17 protein-coding genes and 1 tRNA gene are annotated in these 18385 nt (G+C 49.4%); 4 read left to right on the top strand and 14 right to left on the bottom strand.

Annotated elements, in window-relative coordinates; all coding sequences use genetic code 11:
* Window positions 1–9 precede the first annotated feature (9 nt).
* From MHN33_RS17320 to alr, 3 genes are all read left to right on the top strand, one after another.
* Window positions 10–951, top strand: coding sequence for a DUF4097 family beta strand repeat-containing protein (locus tag MHN33_RS17320; protein ID WP_239399723.1), 942 nt, complete (start codon window positions 10–12; stop codon window positions 949–951).
* A 120-nt stretch (window positions 952–1071) separates the two neighbouring features.
* Window positions 1072–2451: a replicative DNA helicase gene (gene dnaB / locus MHN33_RS17315; RefSeq protein ID WP_046004973.1), complete on the top strand. Its 1380-nt coding sequence runs from the start codon at window positions 1072–1074 to the stop codon at window positions 2449–2451.
* A 48-nt stretch (window positions 2452–2499) separates the two neighbouring features.
* Window positions 2500–3588, top strand: a complete 1089-nt coding sequence (alr, locus tag MHN33_RS17310) for an alanine racemase (RefSeq protein WP_239399721.1) — start codon at window positions 2500–2502, stop codon at window positions 3586–3588.
* 8 nt (window positions 3589–3596) lie between these two features.
* Here the strand turns inward: alr and MHN33_RS17305 are convergent, their stop codons facing one another.
* The 4 genes from MHN33_RS17305 to MHN33_RS17290 all read right to left on the bottom strand — a co-directional run bounded on the left by MHN33_RS17305 (window position 3597) and on the right by MHN33_RS17290 (window position 7541).
* Entirely contained in the window at window positions 3597–4028 is a 432-nt protein-coding gene (locus tag MHN33_RS17305; RefSeq protein ID WP_239399719.1) for a secondary thiamine-phosphate synthase enzyme YjbQ, read from the bottom strand.
* Window positions 4025–4492: a chemotaxis protein CheX gene (locus MHN33_RS17300; protein WP_046004976.1), complete on the bottom strand. Its 468-nt coding sequence runs from the start codon at window positions 4490–4492 to the stop codon at window positions 4025–4027. The genes MHN33_RS17305 and MHN33_RS17300 overlap by 4 nt, the downstream gene beginning before the upstream one ends.
* Window positions 4493–4564: 72 nt before the next feature.
* Window positions 4565–4999, bottom strand: a complete 435-nt coding sequence (locus tag MHN33_RS17295) for a transcriptional repressor (protein ID WP_058796952.1) — start codon at window positions 4997–4999, stop codon at window positions 4565–4567.
* Between the two features lie 43 nt (window positions 5000–5042).
* Window positions 5043–7541 carry an EAL domain-containing protein gene (locus MHN33_RS17290; protein ID WP_239399717.1) on the bottom strand — a complete coding sequence of 833 codons (2499 nt, stop codon included), beginning with the start codon at window positions 7539–7541 and terminating at the stop codon, window positions 5043–5045.
* Between the two features lie 280 nt (window positions 7542–7821).
* On the opposite strand from MHN33_RS17290, the gene MHN33_RS17285 reads away from it, so the two are divergent.
* Window positions 7822–8316: a YbaK/EbsC family protein gene (locus MHN33_RS17285; protein ID WP_239399715.1), complete on the top strand. Its 495-nt coding sequence runs from the start codon at window positions 7822–7824 to the stop codon at window positions 8314–8316.
* Window positions 8317–8329: 13 nt separating this feature from the next.
* Here MHN33_RS17285 and MHN33_RS17280 read toward each other — a convergent pair whose 3' ends face one another.
* The 10 genes from MHN33_RS17280 to cysG all read right to left on the bottom strand — a co-directional run bounded on the left by MHN33_RS17280 (window position 8330) and on the right by cysG (window position 18119).
* Complete coding sequence (locus MHN33_RS17280) at window positions 8330–8905, bottom strand: hypothetical protein (RefSeq protein WP_239399713.1); 576 nt, start codon at window positions 8903–8905, stop codon at window positions 8330–8332.
* Between the two features lie 355 nt (window positions 8906–9260).
* The gene (locus MHN33_RS17275) at window positions 9261–9965 is read right to left on the bottom strand and encodes a zeta toxin family protein (protein WP_239399711.1); all 705 of its coding nucleotides are present in this window, start codon (window positions 9963–9965) and stop codon (window positions 9261–9263) included.
* A gap of 136 nt (window positions 9966–10101) precedes the next feature.
* Window positions 10102–10178: transfer RNA gene (locus tag MHN33_RS17270), tRNA-Ile, on the bottom strand.
* A gap of 579 nt (window positions 10179–10757) precedes the next feature.
* On the bottom strand, window positions 10758–11123 hold the full coding sequence (locus MHN33_RS17265; protein WP_239399709.1) for a cupin domain-containing protein: 366 nt from the start codon (window positions 11121–11123) through the stop codon (window positions 10758–10760).
* A 63-nt stretch (window positions 11124–11186) separates the two neighbouring features.
* A complete protein-coding gene (cysQ, locus tag MHN33_RS17260; RefSeq protein WP_239399707.1) occupies window positions 11187–11954 on the bottom strand; it encodes a 3'(2'),5'-bisphosphate nucleotidase CysQ in 768 nt (255 codons plus the stop codon).
* 15 nt (window positions 11955–11969) lie between these two features.
* Window positions 11970–12569, bottom strand: coding sequence for an adenylyl-sulfate kinase (gene cysC, locus MHN33_RS17255; RefSeq protein WP_046003838.1), 600 nt, complete (start codon window positions 12567–12569; stop codon window positions 11970–11972).
* Window positions 12570–12581: 12 nt separating this feature from the next.
* The gene (locus MHN33_RS17250; RefSeq protein WP_239399852.1) at window positions 12582–14306 is read right to left on the bottom strand and encodes an SLC13 family permease; all 1725 of its coding nucleotides are present in this window, start codon (window positions 14304–14306) and stop codon (window positions 12582–12584) included.
* A gap of 33 nt (window positions 14307–14339) precedes the next feature.
* Window positions 14340–15755 (bottom strand): sulfate adenylyltransferase subunit CysN, encoded by a 1416-nt coding sequence (gene cysN / locus MHN33_RS17245; protein ID WP_209053205.1) that lies wholly within the window; start codon window positions 15753–15755, stop codon window positions 14340–14342.
* Entirely contained in the window at window positions 15755–16654 is a 900-nt protein-coding gene (gene cysD / locus MHN33_RS17240) for a sulfate adenylyltransferase subunit CysD (protein ID WP_239399705.1), read from the bottom strand. Before cysD ends, cysN begins: the two co-directional genes overlap by 1 nt.
* A gap of 43 nt (window positions 16655–16697) precedes the next feature.
* Window positions 16698–18119: a siroheme synthase CysG gene (cysG, locus tag MHN33_RS17235; RefSeq protein WP_239399703.1), complete on the bottom strand. Its 1422-nt coding sequence runs from the start codon at window positions 18117–18119 to the stop codon at window positions 16698–16700.
* Window positions 18120–18385 lie beyond the last annotated feature (266 nt).

Genomic DNA, 18385 nt, shown 5'->3' with positions numbered 1-18385 from the left:
GAGAGAAGCATGAAAGCAATCATAGTAGGACTGGCCGCGCTGCCGCTGTTTGCCCTGGCAGGTGACAAAATTGATGAGCAGATCGAAGTGCCGTTGGATGGTAAAGTGGTCATCGAAAACCAGCGAGGCAAGGTCACCATTAAATCATGGGATAAGCCAAGCTTTAAGGTCAGCGGAGAACTCGATGAGCTGGCCGAAGGCTATACACTGGAAACGCAGGGCAATGTGACCGAATTCATTGTCAAAATGCCGCGCCGCACCAAGAGCTGGAACAACCAGCGAGATGGCTCAAGGCTGACCGTCTATATGCCTAAGCAAAGTGAACTCGACTTTGAAGGCGTGAGTGTCGATGTGAATGTCAGCGATTTCACTGCCGGGGTGGCGGTCACCACAGTCAACGGGGACATTGAGGCGAACCAGCTTAGCGGTAAAATTGAGCTGGAAACCGTGAACGGCGACATCGAAGGCAAAGAGTTATCAGGCAATATTCGCTATGAAACAGTGAATGGGGATATTGAAGACATGGCGTCCAGCGGTAAGCTACGCTTTAACGCCGTCAATGGCGGTATCGAAAGCATGACACAGGCCAATGATATTCGGGTTGAAAACGTCAACGGTGAAGTGGATTTTGATATTGCCAGCCTGAAAGACTTGCGTATGAGTACAGTCAATGGCGAGATCAATGTACGCCTCAGAGCGCTGGAAAAAGGTGCCAACATCCGATTTGAGTCGGTCAGTGGGGACGTCGATTTTTACTTCCCGGCTGAACTGTCTGCACGCTTTGACATCGATGCGCATGCTGGCGGACGGATCGTCAATGAATTATCAGCAGACAAAGAGAAAAAAGCCAAATATGGTCCGTCCCGGGAGTTGGAGTTTGTTATCAAAGACGGTGACGTGGATGTGGAAATCGATACCGTCAGTGGGCGTATCGCTCTGAAGAAGCTGTGATACGAGTCGGGGTGCTGCAAGTGCGTGCCCCGGCAGTTGAGAATAGGCCGGTAATCTGGATTCATTTCCACCCCGATTGCGTATACAATAACAGGTCCGTCCCTTAGTATTTGTAGTGATATGGCAAAACCTGATCAACAAGTTGATACCCTGAAAGTTCCCCCCCATTCCATTGAGGCTGAGCAATCTGTCCTTGGCGGACTCATGCTTGATAATCAGGCGTTTGACAGGGTGGCAGAGCTGGTCGTCGCGCAGGATTTTTATACCCGCACCCATAAGTTGATATTTGAGGCTATGACCAAACTGGTCGAGGCCAGTCAGCCGATTGACCTTATCACTATTTCGGAAAATCTGGAGAAGAACAACCAGCTGGACACCGTAGGCGGTTTTGCTTATCTGGCTGAGATTGCGAAAAATACGCCCAGTGCGGCGAATATAGATGCCTATGCCAGCATTGTCCGCGAGCGTGCGGTGGTTCGTGAGATGATCACAGTTGCCAATGAAATCGCCGAGGCGGGTTTTAACCCGGAAGGGCGCGACAGCCACGAATTGCTGGATCTGGCGGAAAGTAAGGTATTCAAAATCGCTGAGCAGCGTACCAAGAGTACCGAAGGTCCGCAGAGCATTCACAGCATTCTTGAAAAAACCGTCGATAAAATTGAAGAGCTTTACCAGTCACCGCAGGACGGTGTAACCGGGGTGAGTACGGGCTATTCCGATCTTGACCAGATGACCGCAGGGCTGCAACCGTCAGACCTTATTATCGTCGCGGCACGTCCGTCGATGGGTAAAACCACGTTTGCGATGAACCTGGCCGAGCATGCGGCGATGACACAAGACAAGCCGGTGCTTATCTACTCACTGGAGATGCCCTCAGAGCAGATCATGATGAGGATGCTGGCCTCACTGGGCCGGATCAACCAGACCAAAGTGCGGACCGGTCAATTGGATGATGACGACTGGGCGCGTTTATCGTCAACCATGGGCCTGCTGATGGAAAAGGGCCAAATGTATATCGATGATGCCTCCGGCCTGACGCCCACCGATGTGCGCTCCCGGGCGCGGCGGATCGCGCGGGATCATGGTGGGATCAGCATGATCATGGTGGATTATTTGCAGCTGATGCGAGTACCCAGTTTATCGGACAACCGGACCTTAGAAATCGCTGAGATTTCTCGTTCACTAAAAGCGCTAGCTAAAGAACTACAATGTCCGGTGATAGCCCTGTCGCAGCTTAACCGTACGCTGGAACAACGGGCGGATAAGCGCCCGGTAAACTCAGACTTACGTGAATCTGGCTCTATTGAGCAGGATGCCGACTTAATCATGTTTATCTACCGCGATGAGGTGTATAACGACGACAGCCCGGATAAAGGTGTTGCAGAAATTATTATCGGTAAACAGCGTAATGGTCCGATTGGTAAGGTTAGGTTAACCTTCCAGGGGCAATTCTCTCGGTTCGACAACTATGCCGGTCCTGCTGTGGATGACGAATATTAAGGTATTCGTCCTTTGTGACTGAATCGGTCGCCTGAATAAGGAGTATGTATGCGCCTGGCAACCGCCGAAATTAACCTCTCTGCACTGAGTTATAATCTCAAACGGATCAAGGAGCTGGCACCCGATGCTCGGGTAATGGCAGTACTGAAAGCCAATGCTTATGGCCATGGTTTGGTCAAGATTGCACAGCACCTCAATGATGCCGATGTCTTCGCGGTTGCACGCATCGATGAAGCGTTGGCGCTGCGTGCCGGTGGCCTGACTAAACCAATTGTGTTGCTGGAAGGCTTTTTTAACCGCACAGACTTGCCAATTCTCATTGCCAACAATTTTGAAACCATCATTCATGATGAAAATCAGTTACGGGCCATTGAAACCAGTCAGCTGGATGCACGTTTATCGGTATGGTTAAAGATTGACACGGGGATGCATCGGTTAGGGATCGAGCCGCAGCAATTTGAGAGATTTTATCAACGTTTAAAAGCTTGTGACAATATCAACCCAAAGATGAAGTTGATGACGCACTTTTCCTGTGCGGACGACTTAAACAGTACACAAACACAGCACCAGATTACGGTGTTTGAACGTCTGGTAGCGGATAAACCCGAAGCCAGATGCCTGGCCAACTCAGCTGGCGTGCTCGGTTGGCCAGGATCGCATGGTGATTGGATCCGACCCGGGTTGATGATGTATGGTGTCTCGCCAATGCTTAACCGAGTGGGCGCTGAGCATGGCCTAAAGCCCGTGATGCGGCTAACAACTCGGGTAATTGCCATCAAAACAATCGCTGCTGGCGAGAAAGTGGGTTATGGCGGGCGCTGGCAGAGTCAGCAACAAACGCAACTGGCCGTTGTAGCAATGGGCTATGGCGATGGTTATCCACGGAATGTGAGGTGTGGCACCCCCGTGGTGATAAGAGAGAAACGCTATGGCATTGTGGGCACAGTGTCTATGGATATGATCACGGTAGACATCGGAAACAACCCGGATGGCATTGCAGTGGGTGATCCGGTTGAAATGTGGGGGCCTGCGCTACCGGTTGAAGAGGTAGCAGCCTGTGCAGGTACGATCCCCTATGAGTTGCTTTGTAATGTGACAACCAGGGTCAGTTACGATTATCTCACCCCGACAGACTAGTCCTGGGATCATTCCAGCAATTGGCCGTGCAAGGTAGCGACGATGGAACGGCTACTGGCGTGGTCTCTATGTTCACCAAGGTAGATCCCCTGCCAGGTACCTAATTGCAGACGGCCCTGACTTACCGGAATAGTGACCTCACAGCCCAGCGTGCTGGATTTGATATGGGCAGGCATATCATCATCCCCTTCGTAATCATGGCGATAGTAACTTTGTCGCTCGGGTACGAAGTGATTGAAGTGGCTTTCCATATCCATACGCACGGTTGGATCGGCATTCTCATTGAGGGTGAGGCTGGCCGAAGTGTGCTGAATAAACAAATGCAGCAAACCCACTTTGTAGTAACCCAGCTGTGGCAGCTGAGTCAGCACTTCATCATCAATCAAATGAAAGCCGCGTTGACGCGGCCTGAGTGTGATATGTGTTTGATGCCAGCTCATAGCTTGTCGAAGCTCACCTCTATGTTGGCGTTCCCGTCAGCTGAAGTGAAGGGCATGATGATTTTAGGGCCATCACACTTATGAGTGATTGTATGGCCCGGGCCAGATACCACTATGGGTGTGGCCATATCAAACTCATAGCCTTTCTCGCCCAGCAAGTTCTTTGCACCACCGGTGACCATGTTAGTGATTTCACCAACCATGTCCGTGACTTCTTCATTGATTTTGTCGGGGCGTTCACCCAGCATTCTTTCCATAATGGTCAGTGCCAGGCCTTCATCAAAGCTGATAGAAAAGGAGCCTTTGGTCTGCGGGCCGACCATGCCAATCAACCCAGACACATCACCGCATGCCACCTCATCTTTTTTAATCTTTGGCTTGCCTGGCGTTAGTTCAGTTTGTGCCATGGTAGCCAGTACATTCATCAGTGACGATAAAAAAGGGTTGATGAATTCTACATTCATATGCTTCTTCCCTAGGTTCCTACGTTGTAACGGACGCTGATTTAAGTGTAGTGGGCTTTTTACTATGCTGCACTACTCATTACATTTTCCACAACGCCCGTGTGCTTCAATCGTTTGTGCTTTCACAAGAAAGCCATGCTCTGCAGCCAAGTTATTCAGTTCATGTGAAATGGCATTAGAATGCAGCTCTTGTACGTGACCACAGGAATCACAGATCAATAATTGCACAGGGTGAATACAGTCAAAATGATGGCACAGCATAAATGCATTGGTGCTTTCAATCTTATGAATAAACCCCAGCTCTGAGAGAAAATCCAAAGCACGATACACGGTTGCAGGCTTAGCGCCGGATTCGGTCAGCTTGAGTTCTTCTAGCAGATCATAGGCGCCTACACCGCCTTGCTTGGCAGCGAGTAAGCGAAAAACTTTCTCTCGGATAGGGGTAAAACGAGCCCCCCGGTTGTCACAAACTTGCTTAGCTTTACTTACCAGTTGTTCTATATTCATGTTCTAAATCCTTACACTGCCATGCAATACTAACATATTCTTTTTAATAGTCTTGTATCGACAGGGATTTATTCATTATATTCTCAGGACGGGAAAAATTGTGTTCAAGCCAATCCTGAAACGCCGCTTCTGGCATGGGCTGACCTATCAGATAGCCCTGCCCAATGTTACAGTCAAACTCCACCAATCGGTTAAGCTGCTCATGGTCTTCTATGCCCTCGGCGATTACTTTGAGCCCCATGCCATGTGCCATGGTGATGATGTTTTTAACCAGGTAAGCTGATTCATTACCTGTATGCATGTCGGCAATGAAGCTTTGATCTATTTTGAGTACATCAAACGGATACTGACGCAGATAGTTTAATGATGAATAGCCGGTGCCAAAGTCGTCCATGGAGATCAAAACGCCCATTTTATGAAGTGTGTTGAGCGTTGTTTTGATTGTACTGTCGCCGCTTAATAACAAACCCTCAGTGATCTCCAGTTCCAGCGTACCGGGTTGCAACTCGCAGTGTGTGATCAGGTGCTCTACATGGTTTAATAGTTCAGAGTCATAAAACTGGCGAGGCGACAAGTTAACCGCCAGTCGTAATGATGCATTGAACTGTTTATGGATCTGTTGCAAGGCGCTGGCTGCTGAGTTCAGCACAAACTTTCCCAGGTCAATAATAAAGCCTGTTTGCTCAGCCAGTGGAATAAACTCTGCGGGTGAAATTGGTCCCAGTTTTTCACTATGCCAGCGCAACAAAGCCTCCGCGCCGACTACTTGACATGCCTGAAGGTCTAGCTGGGGTTGATAGTAGACTTCGAATTCACCGCGCTCAAGTGCACCTTGCATGTTTTCTTCAAGCATCAGACGTCGCTGCAGGGTGTTGCTCATGTTCTCGGTAAATAAGCAATAGGTATTGCGGCCCTGTTGTTTGGCATTGTACATTGCTGAGTCGGCCTGTCTCAGCAAGTCGTTGGGGGTATCCGCATCCTGAGGGAAAATGGCTATACCCAGACTCAGCGAAATATTGAAGGCGCGGCCGTCAATATCAAAGGGCGCATGAAAGAGCTTGACCAGTTTTGCCGCGATAGGGTGGATATCGGCGCTGGATTTCAGATCGCCCAGCAGAATGATGAACTCATCACCACCAAGGCGGGCGACGGTGTCTTTCTCTCGTAAAGCCGACTGAAGTCGTTTTGCTGAGTGTACCAGGACTTTATCACCTACCTCATGCCCCATCGAGTCATTCACTTTTTTGAAGTCATCCAGGTCGATAAACCCGACACCGACCAGAGACTTGTCTCGTCTGGCATCGTGGATCAGCTGTTGGAGCCGATCGAGGACTAAAAAGCGATTGGGCAAGTCAGTCAGGGTGTCGTAAAAAGCATGATGCAAAATAATCTCTTCCTGGCGTTTTTTGTCTGTGATATTACGCACTGCAATGACCAGGGCGTCGGAGTCGGGCAGCGCACTGAGGCGCGCTTCAAAATGGCGTTTGCCGTTATCAAACGGCAAAGAGTATTCAAGTTGTGTCAACTGACCTGGCTGCTCAAGACTTTGAATCGCACGGGCAAAGTGGCGCGAAGTTTGTGCTGGCAGGAACTCTTCAATTTTGTGGCCCAAAAATTGGGCTTCAGGCACGTATAAATCGTCAGTCTGTCCGCAGTGATATTCTAAAATGGTGCCCTGTTTATCAATGATAAAAAACAAGTCTGGCAGAGCTGAGAAAATGCCCTCCAGTATAGCTGTTTTGTGGCTGGCTTCGGCCTCTGCTTGTTGTGTTGCTTGCCAGCCGGATTGCAGGCTGTGCGCCATACGATTAAGGTTATCGGCAAGGTGTTTAAACTCACCTGCACCTCGCGTTTCGAGCGTTTTGCTAAAATCAAAACGACTCAGTCGTTCACTGAGCTCAATCAGTTGTGAGACGGGACGATGGATAAACAGCCGGGTAAAATACAGCACAAACATGGTTAATAATACAGCGATGGCCAGGATTGACAGGGTTTTCATTCGTGTGTATTCCAGCAGCTGCTGCGCCTGGGTGGCAATGGAATACTCAGCATAGATAATTGCAGGGAGTGGCGTACCAGCAGTCACCGCACTTTGTTGTTCATAGGTACTATAGGCCAGATACAGCTGTTTATGTTTGATATATTCCACCATCAGGTAGGGTGGGCTGAATCGTTGACGGATAGCTTCAGGCTTGAGATTTAATGGAGTATCACGGTAGTGCAGGCCCTCGTAGTCGGCTGTACTGCTATACAATACGGTGCCCTGTATATCGATTAGGGCCAGCTGTGTGTATCCTTGTTCTTGCTGGTACGCAATCAGAATATTGCGTATTTCATCTTGCTCGTTGTGGGCCAGGTGGTCCTGCATAGTCAGGTTTAGTGTGGAGAGATCGCGCTTCAATGTGGCGTCTGTGAGCGCGAGCAGGCTTTCCTGCTGGGTATCATGATGCATTTGTACCAAGCCGACGGACAGCAGAGCAGCAAATAAAAAAGCACTGAGTGTAAGCCATAGCTTGAGGTCAATGGAGTACAGTTTGGTCACTCGGCTATCTCTCTTATGTGATATCACAAGACCCTGTGATTGAGCAGTTGGATCTGGGTTGTCCCTTGTTGCGACCCGGATCTCGTGTAAAAAGTTTTCTACAATAAGTGTAGCTGAAATGTACTGATTTCTCGTTGTTATCTCGGATTATGCGGAAAAAGAGGGTCGTGCGGTCAGATGAAGGAAAACCAACATCAAATCATTCAATGTATTTGGTCCGGTTGAGGTTTTTTAGATAGGGTAAGAAAGGCACTCAGTAAGGCTAAAACAAGGAGCAGCTATGACTGATCAAGACACAGAGAAACTAAGTAAAAGTGCCCAACGGGTACAGAATGCCATTACTTCTGCGGGCTGTAAATTTGCGGTGGTGGAATTGCCCGGCAGTACCCGGACAGCGCAAGAGTCGGCACACACAATTGGGTGTGAACTCGGTCAGATTGTAAAATCACTGATATTTAAAGGCAAAGAAAGTGGCAAGCCGGTGCTACTGTTGGTCAGCGGCAGCAACCGAGTGAAAGAAAAAATGGTCGCCAAGCATCTGGGAGAGAAATTGGCAAAAGCCGACGCTGAGTTTACCCGGGAGGTCACCGGATTTGCCATTGGCGGCATTCCTCCTATCGGACACCTTAGCCAGCCCGTCACTTATATTGATGAGGATCTGCTGCAATACGAAACTTTATGGGCTGCTGCTGGTACGCCGCATGCTGTATTTTCGCTCCCCGCAGATAAGCTAGTGGCTCTGACCCAGGGGGAGGTGATAACTGTGAAAGCTTAATGATAGCGCGGTGTTATCCGGTAAAAAGCTGCAGTGTGATTTTTACTTCGTCAGACTCAAATTCGGCAACGCCCTCATAGCCTTCGATATTGTAATTAAAGCTGAAAAAGCGGCGCAGCCACAGGTCATCCTTATTTTCCTTTAAGACATCAATGGAAATATCCATCAGGCTTTCTGCCACATTCATACCCACAGCAAATAAGGGGTTGGCAGCAGCCGCCGTCACAGTGCGGGTGAGTTCGCTAAACGCCGTGGTTTTTCTGACTTGTGCCATCAGCTTAGCTGTACTGCGGATGTCACTGTCATCTTCCAATACGGCAATATGCGCATCCAGAAAACGGGGGATCTGACCGGCCCGGTTACGATAAATTGTGTAACCAGCAGGGCCAAAGCTGATGGTGCCGCCTTCACTGACTGGCATCACATTGAGTTCCATATTAAATGCATGATCCGCGACCCCGTCGCTTACTGCACTGAACACTTTGATCTCAAACTTGCGCTCACTGAGTAACTTGTCCACCAGGCCCAACGATTTAACGTGAATTGACATGATACGCAGTTCGACATCGGTAAACATTTGATTAGGCATGATTAAAGTCCTTTGATATGCAGTGGTGTTAGGATACTTTGAACTGGGTTAGGGCGCTATGGTTTTTTGGTTGTTGCAAAGTGGGGGAGAGGTCTGGAGTTTTAGTTGAGAGTTTTGCGAATATCCAAGTGGCTAAGAAGTATAGGCGTCAAGTATAACGCCCTTACTTACTTGTTTGGTTACTCTGTATTGTAACTTTGTTTTGAGAATCAATGGCTTTGTCGATTACGTGTGAATAAACGCGCTTCTTTTCGCCTGAATTCGCATTTAACACAAAATTGGACAACTTAGAGCTTTGTGGACTCTTTGATTTGAACGAGGTAGAAAACATACACATTCCTCCTTAACAGGTTGCTCACTTTATCATCAAATTTAACTCTTCGCGAGTAAATTTTTCACCAACATGGTGCTCTACTGCCTGAATATTAGCATGGTAAAAGCGTGTGTTACCCACATTGTTTTTTACCAGTAGGTCTACATTTATAAGATTGCCAAACTTAGCTTTTAGTTCCCTGATCACTTGTTGAGAGTCTAAGAATTGCTTGATGAAAGTTTTAGCACGAATTCTACGGCCTTCTAACTTTTCTCTGTCTTGTACAAATTTCCAGGCGAGCTTCGGATGCTGATATACAAATAGGATGAGCACAGCCCTTTTTTTACGTAGGGAGCGCTCAATATTTTTTTCCGCGACAGCGTAGCTTGATAATGTTCCGTCTAAAAGAAAAGATTGTTTGTTCCTGAATGCACGATCAAGCGTTCGCTCGACAATTAAGGAAACTGCACCATGGAAAAGGTAAGAGTTATTTCCTGTGTAATCCTGAAACCTTTCTCGCAGATCATCGGGGTCCAACCTAATTACTGTCTCCTCGCCAATTTTCTCAAGGAATGCTTTGGATGCTTCTGTTTTTCCTGCGCCGGGAGAGCCACTCATAAAAACCGATACTGGTTGTTTATCTGGTGGAAAGCGGTCTATATCTGTCAATTCTCGAGCAATTTTGGTTCTATTCTTCTTAGCAAACTCTTTTGCTCGCGCAGTGATTTCGGCTTCTGAGTCCGTCAATTTAGTATATCAGTAACTAGGCATCAGATAAGTATGGCATGGATGATGTTCTGCGCAATAAAAGCTATGACTTGTTTGGTAGTGAGCTGGATTCCCTGAGATGTGTTTTACTTGTATATTTGATTAGAGGTGAAAATGGTGGCCCCACCTGGACTTGAACCAGGGACCTACCGATTATGAGTCGGGTGCTCTAACCAACTGAGCTATAGGGCCATTTTCAAATTGTAGTGCTCGATAAATTCATCCATGAAGCGAGGTCCTGTCGGCGTCCTGCCTCCACCTCAACAAGCTGCGAAGCGTTGCTTCGGTCTTGTTTCGCCCAACTGAGCTATAGGGCCATTTTCAAATTGTAGTGCTCGATAAATTCATCCATGAAGCAAGGTCCTGTCGGCGTCCTGCCTCCACCTCAATAAGCTGCGAAGCGCTGCTTCGGTCTTATTTCGCCCAACTGAGCTATAGGGCCATTTTCAAATTGTAGTGCTCAATAAATTCATCCATGAAACGAGGTCCTGTCGGCGTCCTGCCTCCACCTCAATAAGCTGCGAAGCGCTGCTTCGGTCTTGTTTCGCCCAACTGAGCTATAGGGCCATTTTTAGATTGTAGTGCTCAATAAATTGAGCATACTCTTTAGCAGAGACCTAAAAAGCGCTGGCAGTATAAAAATTTTTAACAGGCTTGTCACTAGCAAAAGAGGAAAAAGTCGCACATATCTGATTCAATTGCTTAATAAAAAGCCAAACTAGTGCGCTAAGCCTGTTTCTTTATTAGGTTCGTTCGCCTTACATCTGTGCGTTAGATCCAGACATCGTTTTGTGCGGTGAGTGAACTGTCGGCATCTCCGGTGTTGACGACCCCTTTGGGTTCGATAATGAGCACCTGACATTCTTGCTCGGCATAAGGTTTGTGCTCTGCGCCTTTTGGCACAACCAGCATGTCACCCTCTTTCAGGTATTCTGTACGGTCCCGAAAGGCTATGTGCATCTCACCGGATAGCACAATGAACACTTCGTCGGTATCGGGGTGATCGTGCCAGACAAATTCCCCCTGAAGTTTTACCAGTTTGAACTGATAGTCGTTCATTTCAGCAATGACTTTTGGGCTCCAGTGCTCAGAAAACAGCGCCAGTTTGTCGGCAAAATTAATGGGTGCGTGTGACATAGCATTTCCTTATGGTGACGGGCATAAGAGAGAAGCCTTACCCGACTGGATAAGGCTCAAGGATCAGTTGAGTCGTGAGACCACAAAGTAGGGGTTCAGATAAGACTCTTTTTGGTTGTACAGCAGCGGGCTGCCGTCCAGCTGAGTGACGGTTGCACCGGCGATTTTCGCCACGGCATGTCCGGCGCCGGTGTCCCACTCGCTGGTTGGGCCCAGGCGCGGATACACATCGGCAGCACTTTCCGCTACCAGACAAAGTTTCAGTGAACTGCCTTTTGGCACCATGTTCACATCATCAAATTGTTTGAGATAGTCAGCCAAGTCCGGTGAAGGGTGTGAGCGTGAGCCTACCACTTGAATGGTGCCCTGATTGTCTTTACGGGTGACTTTCAGCTCAATACGGGCCTCGCCGCATTCTTTGAAAGCGCCAATGCTGTTGGCGGCGAAGTAACTGACGTTCAGCGCGGGCGCATGGACCACGCCCATCACCGGCTCACCGTTTTCAATCAGAGCAATGTTGACCGTGAACTCACCGTTTTTCTTAATAAACTCTTTGGTGCCATCGATGGGGTCAACCAGCCAGTAGCGCTGCCAGGTTTGGCGTTCCTGCCAGCTGATCTCGGCGCTCTCCTCACTGAGGATAGGCAAATCCGGAGTAAGCGTTTGCAGGCCTGTCGTGATCACCTCATTGGCGGCTAAGTCGGCGTCGGTGACTGGGCTTTTATCGTCTTTATATTCAACGTTAAAGTCTTTGGCATAAATGGTGAGGATCTTGTCTCCGGCGCGTCGGGCCAGATTGACTATCTCCTCCAGTAAGTCGGTGTCGTTCATGGTATTTCCTTGGTACTACAGATGAATTATCTCGCGCTGTTGCAGATACGCTACCAGCTGTTGCACCGATTGGTCCAGACTATTTTCACCGGTATTAATACGGATCTCCGGGTTTTGAGGTGGTTCATAGTCTGAGTCTATGCCGGTAAAGTGTTTGATCTCACCGGCGCGGGCCTTTTTATACAGGCCTTTCGGGTCTCGCTGTTCGCACACTTCCAGCGGTGTATCCAGATAAACCTCAATAAACTCGGCGTCTTCAACCAGGTTGCGAACCATATCGCGTTCGGCCTGGAACGGGGAGATAAAGGCGGTCAGTACGATAAGGCCCGCATCGACCATGAGTTTGCTCAGCTCACCCACACGGCGGATGTTCTCAACCCGATCTGCGTCGCTGAACCCGAGATCTTTGCACAGCCCATGACGTACGTTGTCGCCATCAAGCAGATAAGTGTGCGCGCCGAGCTGCTGCAAGGCACTTTCCAGTGCGTTGGCGACGGTGCTTTTGCCCGAACCAGAGTAGCCGGTAAACCACAGAATAACCGGACGGTGGCCTTTTTGTTCGCTGCGATGTGTTTTATTCACGGCATAGTTATGCCAGACAATATTCGTATCCATAATTCCTATCCACTAAAACGGGAAAACCAAGGGGATCAGCGTCAGCACAGTGATCGAGTAAATAATTGAAAGCGGCAGGCCCACGGTCACATAGTCTTTGATCCGGTAATTGCCTGCACTGTATACCATTAGATTAGTCTGATAGCCAAAAGGTGAAATAAAGCTGGCCGATGCGCCAAAGGCGACTGCCATCACAAAGGGTAGCGGGTTTACACCAAAACCTATCGCCAGAGCGTATGCAACAGGGAAAGATAGCGCGGCGGCTGCATTATTGGTGATTAATTCAGTGAACACCACGGTCATTACAAAGATGGCAATAAAGGCACCATACGGACCAAAGTCGCCCAGTACATAAAACAGTGCATCGGAAATTTGCCCGGCCAACCCGGTGTCTATCATTAGTTTAGCCAGACCAATCGCACTGCCGACAATGGCAAGCAATTCAATGGGAAAACGGCGCTTCATCTCACTGACTTTGATGGAACCAAATAACACCAGTCCAAGTAATAATACCATCAGGCCTTTGACTAACGGCACGATATCGAAGATCCCCAGGCCCAGTACGGCAACAAAGGCGGCCATCACCTTATTCGACTGCGGCTGAGTTAGGTGGGTTTGCAGGTCCAGACCTGAGATATATACAAATTCGCGTTTCAGATCCGGCAGCTGATAAAAGTCGCCGCCAGGGGCAAGGATCAGTGAATCTCCTGCTTGTAACTTAACCTGGCCCAGGCCGCCGGGCAGCCGGTCGTGACCACGGCGAATGGCAATCACCGCGGCATGAAACTGTTCGCGAAAACGGATCTCTTTGAGTGTTTTGCCTAGAAACTTAGACGACTGGCTGATCACGACTTCCACCAGGTGTTCGGCATCTTTTTCATGTTTGTCATGCACCACCTGCAGGCCATCGAAGCGGCGCAATAAAGGTACAGACTTGATGTCGCCAACAAACAACAGGATATCACCTAGTTGTATCTCTTGTTGCGGGGTGACGGCGCAAATGCGACGCTCGCCGCGGATGATTTCGGCGAGGAATAAGTCACGCAGATCGCGCAGGCCATTTTCTTCGACTGTGCGGCCTATCAGTTTAGAACCCGCCGTCACTTTCCCTTCCAGATAAAAAGGCACAACCTCTTCTTCTTTACGGCCATGGTCGGGTAAAAACTTCAGTAATAAGATGATGGTGATCAGGCCCACACTCAGCGCGCCAATGCCAACCAGGGTAAAATCAAAAAAGCCCAGCGGTGCCATACCAGCCTCAATGGCAAAGCCATTGACGATTAAGTTGGTGGAGGTGCCGATCAGGGTCAGGGTACCGCCCAGAATCGCCGTGTACGACAGTGGCAGTAATAACTTGGAAGGCGAGTGGGTTTTGCTTTCTTTAATGGTACTGATCAAAGACGCAACCACTGCGGTATTGTTGGTAAAAGACGATAAAAAGGCCGTGGATAACCCCAGTTTCATGACCGAGCGTGCCAGTGAACCATTGGCCAGAGAGCGGGCCAGATATTGCACCAGAGTGGTTTTTTCAATGGCAATAGAAACCAGGATCAGTAAAACCAGGGTGATCAACGACGGATTTGCATAATTGACCAGCATGGTTTCAAGGTCGATCAATCCGGCCAGATAGGCGCTGCTGATTGCGCCAACGAACAACCAGGCCGGATTAAGCCGCGTGCCAAAAAGACACGCGACCAGCACGAGCATGATGCCTGTTAAGATGATCTGCTCTAGCAGCATAGATAACTCCCGTTAACAGGCATAAGGCCGTTACTTCAGCTTGCTCAAATCAAGCGCTTGCCAGTGCGGGAAGTGCTTGCGAACCAGGGCATTCAGCTCCAGCTCAAACTCACTGAACTGCTGTTTCTCACTGACTTGCTCATCCAGAATGGCATCGATCATACCTGCTCCCACCGTCAGATTGCTCAGACGATCGATCAGGATAAAGGCACCGGTTTCGTGGTTATCACGATATACATCCGCTGCAATGGTTTCTGTCAGCTCCAGCGTAACAATGGCAATCTCGTTCAGTTGCAGGCTCTCGGCTTCGCCGTGTTCCAGCGTGTTGACGTCAATGGTGTGGTCAATCTGCTTAACGATGGCAGCCGTGCTCTTAGCGCCCAACTTGAAGTTATAGGTTTTGCCCAGCACCAGAGGCGCCTCGTGCATCCACACCAGTTTGGCCTGGATCAGGTTAGTTGCTTTAGTTGCAGAGTCTGCCGGGACAATCACATCACCGCGGCTGACATCGACTTCATCATTCAGAGTGATAGTCAGTGCCTGCCCGGTCTCAGCTTGCTCGAGGTTACCGTCAAACGTCACCAGTTCTTTGATGGTACTGGTTTTACCTGAAGGTAAAATCTTAACCGCCTGACCAACACTTAGCGCACCAGACGTCAACGTGCCCTGGAAACCACGAAAGTCCAGGTTAGGACGTACGACGTACTGCACCGGGAAGCGTGCTTCGAAGGCACTGTTTGGCTCCGCAGCCGGAGAGTCTTCCAGCAGCGCCATCAGTGGCTGATCGGTGTAATAAGGCGTGTGCTCAGAGCGGGTCACGACGTTGTCACCTTTCAGAGCCGAAATGGGCACGAACTTGATGTCATTGACGTCCAGTTGCTCAGCAAACTTCAGATAATCGGCTTTGATTTTCTCGAACACGGCTTCATCAAAGTCAACGATGTCCATTTTATTGATGGCCACAACGAATTGCTTGATCCCCAGCGAGTCACAGATAAAGCTGTGGCGTTTGGTCTGGATCTGTACACCATAGCGGGCATCCACCAGAATAATCGCCAGATCACTGGTTGAAGCACCCGTTACCATGTTACGAGTATACTGCTCGTGCCCTGGGGTGTCCGCGATGATGAACTTACGCTTGGCCGTTGAGAAGTAGCGGTATGCCACGTCAATGGTGATACCTTGCTCACGCTCTGCCTGCAAACCGTCAACCAGCAAGGCAAGATCCAGCTCTTCACCGGCATTACCGACTTTTTCGTTGTCTTTGTGCAGCGCCGCTAACTGATCTTCATAGATCTGGTGGCTGTCGTGCAGCAGGCGGCCGATCAGGGTGGATTTACCGTCGTCTACACTGCCGCAGGTCATCATGCGCAACAGGCTTTTATCCTGCTGGCGTGATAAATAGGTTTCAATCCCCAGTTCTTTTACTTCATTTGCGGTAGACATTAGAAATACCCCTCACGTTTTTTCTTCTCCATTGACCCGGATGAGTCATGGTCGATGACCCGGCCTTCACGCTCGGAAGAGGTCGATAACAACATTTCTTCGATGATCCCGGTCAGGGTGTTCGCCTCAGATTCAACCGCGCCGGTCAGCGGGTAACACCCCAGCGTACGGAATCGCACCGACTTCATCTCAGGCACTTCACCTTCCGCCAGTGGCATACGCTCGTCGTCGACCATGATTAATGTGCCATCGCGCTCAACTACCGGGCGTTTCTCTGCCAGATACAGCGGCACTATCTCTATGTTTTCCTGGTAGATGTATTGCCAGATATCCAGCTCCGTCCAGTTTGACAGCGGGAATACACGAATACTTTCGCCCGGATTGACCTGACCATTGTAGGTATTCCACAGCTCTGGACGCTGATTTTTTGGATCCCAGCGGTGGTGTTTATCACGGAATGAATAAACACGCTCTTTGGCACGAGACTTCTCTTCATCACGACGGGCACCACCAAAGGCTGCATCGAAACCGTATTTGTTCAAAGCCTGTTTAAGACCCTGGGTCTTCATGACGTCGGTATGCTTGGCCGAGCCGTGGGTGAACGGACCAACACCCATTGCCAGTCCTTCCGGATTTTTATGCACAATCAGGTCAAAGTTATACTCTTTGGCCAGACGATCACGAAACTCAATCATCTCGCGGAATTTCCAGTCCGTGTCTACATGCAGCAGAGGGAAAGGGATCTTTGCCGGGAAAAACGCTTTACGTGCTAAGTGAAGGAGTACCGATGAGTCTTTACCGATGGAGTAAAGCATCACTGGGTTTTCAAACTCAGCAGCGACTTCGCGAATAATCTTTATACTTTCAGCCTCAAGTTGCTGAAGGTGAGTTAAAGCCATTGTCGTCGTCCTACTTAATACTAAAAATAAAGTGGTTCATGCATCAGGCGATCTTAGCGAGCGGCTGAGCGTAACTTGCAATTTGTTCTGTCTTACCAAACCAGGCCAACTCCTGATGCAAAGCGGCTACTTCGCCAATGATCAGTAATGCCGGTGACTGGATATTGTTCGCTTCTATTTGCGTTTCCAGCTGGCCAAGCTCAGTGGTCACAACACGCTGCGATTTGCGCGTACCATTCTCAACGATGGCCACCGGCGTGTGTTCGCTGCGGCCATGGGCCAGCAGTTGAGCCTGAATATGGGGTGATTTAATCACGCCCATGTAAATGGCCAAAGTCTGGTTGGGTTTGGCCAGTGACTGCCAGTCCAGTTCCTGTCCTTCTTTTTTACAGTGCCCCGTCACAAACTGAATTGCCTGCGCATGGTCGCGGTGTGTGAGTGGAATACCCGCATAGGCACTGCACCCCGCGGCGGCGGTAATACCAGGGACTATCTGGTAGCGGATGTTGGCCGCAGCCAGGATCTGCACTTCTTCGCCACCACGGCCATAAATAAAGGGGTCGCCGCCTTTAATTCGGCATACTTTTTTGCCTTGCTGTGCCAGTTCAACCAGCATCTGATTGGTGTCTTCCTGTTTAACACTGTGGTGTCCGGCACGTTTACCGACACAGATAAGGTCGGCATCGCGTCTGACCAGCTCCATGATTTCATCCGAGACCAGATAGTCATACACCACCACATCGGCCTGCTGCATCAGTTGCAATGCTTTCAGGGTCAGCAGTTCCGGATCGCCAGGACCTGCGCCTACGACATAGACTTCGCCCTGAGGCTCTGCGGTATCACTCAGCATCTCATGAAGCTGCTGCTGTGCTCCAGCGGTATCACCGCTTTGGACTTTGCTGACCACGTGTGAGTCAAACACCCGCTCCCAGAACTGGCGACGATCGGCAAAGTGTTTAAAACGGCCTTTAACCTTGTCTCTGAATCCGCCTACCAGCTCAGCCAGCGGGCCAATATGCTGTGGGATCAGGGTTTCGAGTTTTTCTCTTAAACGACGCGCCAGTACAGGCGCGGTGCCGGCACTGGAAATCGCAATGGTAATGGGATTACGGTCAACGATAGACGGAAAAATAAAGCTACACTTGGGCTGATCATCAACCACATTGACGAAAATATTACGAGCATCCGCAGCATCGCGGACCTGTGCATTGACGTCATCGTTGTCAGTGGCAGCAATGACCAGGGCCATGCCGTCAACGGCTTCGGCACTGAAGTAAGCTTGTTTCAGGCTCAGCTCACCTTGCTCAGACAGCTGGATAAGCTCGTCGCAAAACTCCGGTGCCAGTACGGTGACGTCGGCACGGGCTTTAAGCAGCGCGCGGATCTTCCTGAGTGCAACTTCACCACCGCCGACGACCAGCACGGGTTTGTTGTCCAACTTGGTAAAAATAGGTAAGTACTGCACGCTGTTGCCCCTTAAACATCGTAAACTTGATATAAGCCAACTCTGGCTTTTTCTAGAGTGGCAGAATATCCCGCGCGCAGGCAGGGAAAAAATAACTTAAACCCAGTTTTTATAACTAAAAGTTATATCAATCCGGTAAAACAGGCTTACCTCATATATATCAAGGGGTTTAGCGTGATAGTGCGAGTCGGATAACAGATATAGCTATTGGTTATGAGTTATAATTTCGACAATCTATCGCCTGGTAGCTGTGCTGAAACGATAAA

The organism is Pseudoalteromonas sp. OOF1S-7 (assembly GCF_022347765.1).
Classification (GTDB): Bacteria; Pseudomonadota; Gammaproteobacteria; order Enterobacterales; family Alteromonadaceae; genus Pseudoalteromonas.
Note: the sequence above shows the minus strand (reverse complement) of the source record. Positions and strands in the feature narration are given on the sequence as shown.

Coding starts and splice junctions, on each gene's coding strand:
- MHN33_RS17320 (WP_239399723.1), top strand. CDS start 10: ATGAAAGCAATCATAGTAGGACTGGCCGCGCTGCCGCTGTTTGCCCTG.
- MHN33_RS17285 (WP_239399715.1), top strand. CDS start 7,822: ATGACTGATCAAGACACAGAGAAACTAAGTAAAAGTGCCCAACGGGTA.
- MHN33_RS17280 (WP_239399713.1), bottom strand. CDS start 8,905: ATGCCTAATCAAATGTTTACCGATGTCGAACTGCGTATCATGTCAATT.
- MHN33_RS17300 (WP_046004976.1), bottom strand. CDS start 4,492: ATGAATGTAGAATTCATCAACCCTTTTTTATCGTCACTGATGAATGTA.
- MHN33_RS17265 (WP_239399709.1), bottom strand. CDS start 11,123: ATGTCACACGCACCCATTAATTTTGCCGACAAACTGGCGCTGTTTTCT.
- MHN33_RS17305 (WP_239399719.1), bottom strand. CDS start 4,028: ATGAGCTGGCATCAAACACATATCACACTCAGGCCGCGTCAACGCGGC.
- cysN (WP_209053205.1), bottom strand. CDS start 15,755: ATGTCTACCGCAAATGAAGTAAAAGAACTGGGGATTGAAACCTATTTA.
- MHN33_RS17295 (WP_058796952.1), bottom strand. CDS start 4,999: ATGAATATAGAACAACTGGTAAGTAAAGCTAAGCAAGTTTGTGACAAC.
- cysD (WP_239399705.1), bottom strand. CDS start 16,654: ATGGCTTTAACTCACCTTCAGCAACTTGAGGCTGAAAGTATAAAGATT.
- alr (WP_239399721.1), top strand. CDS start 2,500: ATGCGCCTGGCAACCGCCGAAATTAACCTCTCTGCACTGAGTTATAAT.
- cysC (WP_046003838.1), bottom strand. CDS start 12,569: ATGGATACGAATATTGTCTGGCATAACTATGCCGTGAATAAAACACAT.
- cysQ (WP_239399707.1), bottom strand. CDS start 11,954: ATGAACGACACCGACTTACTGGAGGAGATAGTCAATCTGGCCCGACGC.
- dnaB (WP_046004973.1), top strand. CDS start 1,072: ATGGCAAAACCTGATCAACAAGTTGATACCCTGAAAGTTCCCCCCCAT.